This window comes from Oceanobacillus sp. CAU 1775 (genome assembly GCF_054482815.1).
The window spans coordinates 104,495-110,889 of record NZ_JBTLRO010000008.1 but is presented as its reverse complement, the minus strand read 5'-3'; the positions used below and the strand labels follow the sequence as shown (position 1 = coordinate 110,889).

General features: G+C 35.1%; 9 protein-coding genes. 2 read left to right on the top strand and 7 right to left on the bottom strand.

What is annotated here, in order from left to right; all coding sequences use genetic code 11:
• Positions 1 to 356 precede the first annotated feature (356 nt).
• On the top strand, positions 357 to 692 hold the full coding sequence (locus ACXYMZ_RS13765) for a hypothetical protein (protein WP_458948987.1): 336 nt from the start codon (positions 357 to 359) through the stop codon (positions 690 to 692).
• 217 nt (positions 693 to 909) lie between these two features.
• Here ACXYMZ_RS13765 and rpsR read toward each other — a convergent pair whose 3' ends face one another.
• The 6 genes from rpsR to ACXYMZ_RS13735 form a co-directional block, all read right to left on the bottom strand.
• Positions 910 to 1,149 (bottom strand): 30S ribosomal protein S18, encoded by a 240-nt coding sequence (gene rpsR / locus ACXYMZ_RS13760; RefSeq protein WP_458948986.1) that lies wholly within the window; start codon positions 1,147 to 1,149, stop codon positions 910 to 912.
• Between the two features lie 71 nt (positions 1,150 to 1,220).
• Entirely contained in the window at positions 1,221 to 1,748 is a 528-nt protein-coding gene (ssb, locus tag ACXYMZ_RS13755) for a single-stranded DNA-binding protein (protein WP_458948985.1), read from the bottom strand.
• Between the two features lie 15 nt (positions 1,749 to 1,763).
• Positions 1,764 to 2,051, bottom strand: coding sequence for a 30S ribosomal protein S6 (rpsF, locus tag ACXYMZ_RS13750; RefSeq protein WP_458948984.1), 288 nt, complete (start codon positions 2,049 to 2,051; stop codon positions 1,764 to 1,766).
• Positions 2,052 to 2,227: 176 nt separating this feature from the next.
• Complete coding sequence (gene ychF / locus ACXYMZ_RS13745) at positions 2,228 to 3,328, bottom strand: redox-regulated ATPase YchF (RefSeq protein WP_458948983.1); 1,101 nt, start codon at positions 3,326 to 3,328, stop codon at positions 2,228 to 2,230.
• A gap of 337 nt (positions 3,329 to 3,665) precedes the next feature.
• The gene (locus tag ACXYMZ_RS13740; protein ID WP_458948982.1) at positions 3,666 to 3,869 is read right to left on the bottom strand and encodes a DUF951 domain-containing protein; all 204 of its coding nucleotides are present in this window, start codon (positions 3,867 to 3,869) and stop codon (positions 3,666 to 3,668) included.
• A 108-nt stretch (positions 3,870 to 3,977) separates the two neighbouring features.
• Complete coding sequence (locus tag ACXYMZ_RS13735; protein WP_458948981.1) at positions 3,978 to 4,979, bottom strand: YkvI family membrane protein; 1,002 nt, start codon at positions 4,977 to 4,979, stop codon at positions 3,978 to 3,980.
• A gap of 78 nt (positions 4,980 to 5,057) precedes the next feature.
• Between ACXYMZ_RS13735 and yyaC the strand changes: the two genes are divergently transcribed.
• A complete protein-coding gene (gene yyaC / locus ACXYMZ_RS13730) occupies positions 5,058 to 5,666 on the top strand; it encodes a spore protease YyaC (RefSeq protein ID WP_458948980.1) in 609 nt (202 codons plus the stop codon).
• Between the two features lie 16 nt (positions 5,667 to 5,682).
• On the opposite strand, the gene ACXYMZ_RS13725 is transcribed toward yyaC, so the two are convergent.
• Positions 5,683 to 6,387 carry a DUF554 domain-containing protein gene (locus ACXYMZ_RS13725; protein WP_458948979.1) on the bottom strand — a complete coding sequence of 235 codons (705 nt, stop codon included), beginning with the start codon at positions 6,385 to 6,387 and terminating at the stop codon, positions 5,683 to 5,685.
• Between the last annotated feature and the right edge of the window lie 8 nt (positions 6,388 to 6,395).

Below are 6,395 nucleotides of genomic sequence, written 5' to 3'. Positions count from 1 at the left end.
GATTTGGACGGGTTACCACCTGACTATATCCATTATAAAGGACTTTTTCTTTGCATCATAGTAAATTAGTGAAGATTATGGGTATTTTAAATATTTCGTATTAATTAATGCAACGCTAGTGATCGCTCATTAAACATCAGTTAAAATTTAATTTAATAAATATATTAGAGTTATTAATTTTTGCAACCTTATTTTTATTATTTTTAACCGTTCAGTTTAACTACAGTATGATAGTTTATTTTGTTGCTGTTGTTATAAATTATTTCATCTTCAGAAGAATAAATGCATCTATAAAAGCATTCAACTAATGTTTTCAGATAATTCCATAAGGGTGATTACCTTCTTCTTAAATTTATTTGAAGAAAAGATATAAGGAAGATGAAGAAATGAACAATATAAAATATTTCGTAATACAATTTGTCCTATTTGGTGTAGTTATCTTTACGAATTATTATTTAAGCAGATATATAAGCAAGCCATTTACTTTGACCGACTTAATAGCAATAATTATTAGTATTTCTGTAATGATTTCTGCTTTAATTCTTTATTTTAGATTCAAAAAAAACATACATCCTATTCGTTTATTTAATAAAACTTTAATTTCTTTATTAGCAATATTTTTTGCGATTATTTTTATAGGCGTTCTTATAGGAGAAGTGCAGATTGATCTTCACACTATATTGCTACACTAATTGAATTAGAAAGTACAAAATCAGAGCTTGGAGAATTTATTTCTCTAAGCTTTTACATTTGTTTCATAAAATAAAGTTAGTTGTAGAATCTTCGGAATTATCTTGTGCATGCTAAAGAATTTTATAATCTTACAGCTCACAAGTGCATCCACAAAAAAAGAGAAGCTATCTATTCATAGCTTCCCAAAATATCGTTATCTTATTATATTTATTCTACTTACTCTCCTACAAATGGTAATAATGCCATTGTACGAGCGCGTTTGATTGCGATTGTAAGTTTACGTTGGTATTTAGCAGATGTTCCAGTTACACGGCGAGGAAGAATTTTTCCACGCTCAGAAACGAAACGTCTTAGTAAATCAACGTCTTTATAGTCGATGTGTGTAATACCGTTAGCTGTAAAATAACAAACTTTACGGCGTCTTCCACCACGACCTCCACGACGAGCTGCTGCCATAGTTATTACCTCCTTCATTTAAAAGTTTTATTATTATCGATGTTCATCACTTGAACATGTAAGTTAAATTTTTAGAATGGTAAATCATCATCAGAAATATCAATCGGCTCTCCATTGTTGCTAAACGGCTTGTTGTCGTTTGGCTGGGATTGCCCTTGGTTCTGGTTTTGATTCTGTTGGAATTGATTTTGGTTTTGATATTGGTTCTGATTTTGGTTTTGGTTTTGATTTTGCTGGTAGCTTGGATTTGATGAACCTGATCCTTGAGAACTGGATCCACCTTTTGACTCCAGGAATTGAATGCTCTCAGCAACAACCTCTGTTACATAAACAGTCTTTCCATCTGATCCTTCATAGTTACGTGTTTGGATACGACCATCAACGCCAATTAGGTTACCTTTTTTCATATAATTCGCAAGGTTTTCCGCTTGACGGCGCCATACGACACCATTGATAAAATCAGCTTCGCGTTCCCCTTGTTGATTTGAAAAAGGTCGATTAACTGCGATATTAAAGTTAGCAACTGCTACTCCATTAGGTGTATAACGTAATTCAGGATCCCTCGTTAACCTGCCAACTAATACGACACGATTTAACATCAGAACCACCCCTTATTATTGTTCATCTCGAATTGTCATATGACGAATAATATCATCAGAGAACTTCGCTTGGCGGTCAAATTCGTTTACTGCTTCTTCGCCGCTTGAGAAGTTTATGAGGACATAGTATCCATCACGATAATCGTTGATATCATAAGCAAGACGTTTCTTACCTTTTTCATCAACTTTTGCAATCTCCGCACCGTTATCCGTTAGAATTTTCGTAAAACGCTCAACTAAGTTCGTTTTCGCTTCTTCTTCTACGTCTGGGCGGATGATATACATTGTTTCGTATTTTCTCATCCGTAACACCTCCTTTTGGTCTTAACGGCTTCTAGTTTAGTTACTAGAAGCAAGGAGCAATTAATGTCAATTACTCACAATAAGATATTATATCAAATATATTTACATTTAACAAGGCTTCGAGAGACCTTTTTTACGTTATCCAAAATTAATGAAGTTTTTTTTGCGTGTACTCTTTAAACATTAAAACGGAAATGAATGACATCGCCGTCTTTCACAATATAATCTTTACCTTCTAAGCGTACTTTTCCTTTATCGCGAGCCCCGGACATGGAGCCTGCTTCAAGTAAGTCATCATATGAAACGGTTTCCGCACGGATAAATCCACGTTCGAAGTCTGTATGAATGATTCCTGCAGCTTGTGGTGCTTTAATACCCTTACGGAATGTCCATGCACGTACTTCCTGTTCTCCAGCTGTAAAATAAGTACCAAAGCCAAGTAGGTTGTAAGAAGCTCTAATAAGCTTATCTAGACCAGATTCTGTAATTCCTAGGTCATCTAAGAACATTTCTTTCTCATCTGGTTCTAATTCAGCAATTTCTTCTTCGATTTTTGCACAAACAACGATAACTTCAGCATTTTCGTTTGCAGCATAATCTCTAACTTTTTGTACATTTTCATTTGAATCAGCATCTGCAATTTCTTCTTCACTTACATTCGCTACATAGAGAATTGGTTTATTCGTAAGTAAATGCAGGCCTCTAACAATTTTTTGTTGTTCTTCTGTAAATGATACGGCACGAGCTGGTTGATCACTTTCTAGTGCATCTTTTAATTTTGAAAGCACATCAAATTCAGCAAGTGATTCTTTATCCTTCTGTCTTGCTAGCTTTTCAACGCGTTGGTAGCGTTTCTCTATTGTTTCTAAATCTGCAAGAATAAGTTCTAGGTTGATAATTTCAATATCATCGATTGGATCAACTTTACCGGAAACATGCGTAATGTTCTCATCTACAAAACAACGCACAACCTGACAAATTGCATCCACTTGACGAATATGTGAAAGAAACTGGTTTCCTAGTCCCTCCCCTTTACTTGCACCTTTAACAATCCCTGCAATATCCGTAAATTCAAATGCAGTCGGTACAGTTTTCTTTGGCTTTACTAGCTCTGTCAATTTATTTAAGCGTTCGTCTGGTACTTCTACTACACCTACGTTAGGATCGATTGTTGCAAACGGATAGTTAGCAGCTTCGACACCTGCTTGGGTAATTGCATTAAATAGGGTTGATTTTCCTACGTTAGGAAGACCGACGATTCCTGCTGTTAAACTCATTAAAACTTCCACTCCTTAAGGGTTTACATTCATGTGAACGCGTTCATTATTCCAATTATATTATAAGTAATCTAAAAGACAAGAAGTTAAAAAAGAAAAATAGGTATAATTCCAATACCTATTTTCTAAAATTTCGCTTGGCTTTTTAAGTTTTCTTCTACTAACTCATCATATCATACTATTCTAGCCCGTCATTTTTCAAATTTGACATATTTTAATCAATTTCATAATTCTTATTTTAATCTATCTCACTCTACATATAGTTAAATTGATCCGTTTTAAACTATATGTAGAGTGAGATAGAGGTTTTTGGTAATTATGAAATTGACTCATGTATTTAAATTTTTTCTTCCGCTCTTTCGGTCACTCGTTTAAGTTTTTTCGTAAATTCTCTTCGTGGAATCATCACACTATGTTCGCAGCCTTGGCATTTAATTCGAATGTCCATTCCCATACGAATAATCTTCCAACTGTTTTCACCACAAGGATGCGGTTTTTTCATTTCTACAATATCATTTATCCCGTATTCTTTATCCGCCATGAAGGACGCCCCCTTGTCTAGAAAATAATCTACTTCTATTATACTTACTTTTTCAATATTTTTATACTAAAACCTTTAGAATCACTAAACAAACAAGTTTTTACCATTTTATTCCAATTGTCTATACGTCATCAATTTTACTAATAAATAGAGATTTAAAATGCCATATAACGGATACAAGACAGCAATCAATTGAGAAAATCCAATGCTGCTTAATGGAAACAGAAGAATAAGAAGAATGATGACAAGATTGCGCATTGAGAGCTTTACCCAACCAATCAGTCTGGTAACCAGCCCTAGTAACGTAGCAGCAGCTGTCGTATAAATGGCAAACCATAACATTATAGACATGATAATCATCACTTTGAAAGGATAATTATTCACGATGGCAAAGAGAGGAATATCAGGCATCATCATTTGTCCTGATAGGTGGATAAGGCTTTGATTGTAAAGAAATGTTATCCCGCCTAAAAGAACGCCACTTGTGATCGCTGCAAAGTATATTTCCCCTTTGGATTTAATCTTCTTACCAATTGCCCCTAATACAGCGATTAACGGTAAAATATTTAATGCAGTAAATGGAAAAGCAGCTGCCCACTTTGATTGGCGCTCCCAATTTAATAGTGTAATACTTTCATCTCGTATAAAAAAGAATAGCACAACCAGAAGGCTAATGATAAGGAGTGGCATCAAAACATCATTTAAAATAAGGAGCTGATGAATTCCTTTTCTAAAAATAAGGTATAAGGCAATACAGATAAAGCTTGTCCCCCACCAGGCTGGAAGGTTGTAAGATGCAAAAGTCGCTCCACTTCCTGCAATCATTACTAGCGTTACACAAAATAGATAAACAAGAATCATATAATCATAGATTTGAGTAAGTTTTGGTCCTGTTAAGTTTTTTAATATAGGTACGTAGTTTGTTGTTTCCGCTTGGTAGCTGATCAGGAGGATGTTTTTAACGCAAAAGATAAATATGATTGTGAATAGAAGGATTGCAAGTCCACTACCGGCACCAAAGAACTGCCATATTTCTCTCCCTGATGTATAACCAGCGCCGATAATTGTCCCAAAAATTAAAAACACCCACTGTAGTCCTGCTTTGATCATCTCATATCCTCCAATTTATATGTATAGATTTTTTTAATTAGCCATATACTATATCAATATGTTTTTGGAGGATAAGCTATGAATCATAACCATACTTTTCAAAGAGAATTAACAGAGTTTCGAGTCCCCTATCAAGATAAAGAAGCTATTGAAAAACTACATACACAAATTATTTCGTGGTTTCCTAGATTGCCACGTGAATATATTGTTGCTTGTATCGGAACGGATCGCTCGACTGGAGATTCTCTTGGTCCATTAGTTGGTTCAATGCTAAAAACTAAGAAGCTGCAGCATATAAAAGTTTATGGTTCTTTACATGAACCAATCCACGCAGTAAATTTAACAGATAATATTGAGATGATTGCTAACAAACACCGGAAGCCTTTTATTATTGCTATCGACGCTTGTCTAGGAAGAAATTCTTCCATTGGTCAATTAATTACAGGTGTTGGGCCTATTCAGCCTGGTGCTGCATTAAAGAAAGACCTTCCTCCGATTGGTGATATTCATATTACAGGGGTTGTAAATATGGGAGGATTTATGGAACATTCGATTTTACAAAATACACGACTATCGATCGTCATGGATATGGCTGAAATGATCGCTACTGTGATAGACTCCCTTGATCAACAATTAAGTGATGCATTTATCCGAACAGCAATCATTAAAAAATCTCAACCCATGTAACTGGATTGAGATTTTTTTAGAATAATTGATAGATAAAGTAAATACCTGCTACTGCAAAGATGGCAGGCATAAGATTAGCAATACGAATCTTTGTGAAATTTAATAGATTTAACCCGATTGCTACAATCAGTAAACCACCAACTGCGGTAACTTCTTGAATTAGTCCATTAAGCATTGCTTCAGGTACCCATTTTTCAATTTGTGTTGCGAATAATGTGATGCCACCTTGGTAAAGGAATAGTGGTACGACAGAGAATATTACTCCGATGCCAAGTGTCGTTGTTAATACGAGCGCAGAGAAGCCGTCAATGATGCCTTTTGTAACTAGTACACTATGATCCCCTCTGATTCCACTATCTAGTGCACCAATGATAGCCATTGCCCCAATACAAAATAACATCGTTGCCGTTATAAAACCTTGAGAAATACTCACGGTTTCATCCTTGGTTCTAAATTTGCTTCCTAACCATAGTCCGAGATTATTTAATGCATCTTCTATTTTTAGAAATTCACCAATAATGGCCCCTACAAGTAGGGATATCAAGACCATTACGATGTTTTCTGTAACTAAGGCCATCTGGATGCCGATTAGGGTTACTGCGAGTCCAATTCCATGCATCACGGTTTCTTTATACTTATCTGGTATTCGGTTAAAAAATAAACCTATCAAAGTTCCGACAATAATTAAAGCACTGTTAATGATTGTTCCTAATAAAACCACTCGCTCCC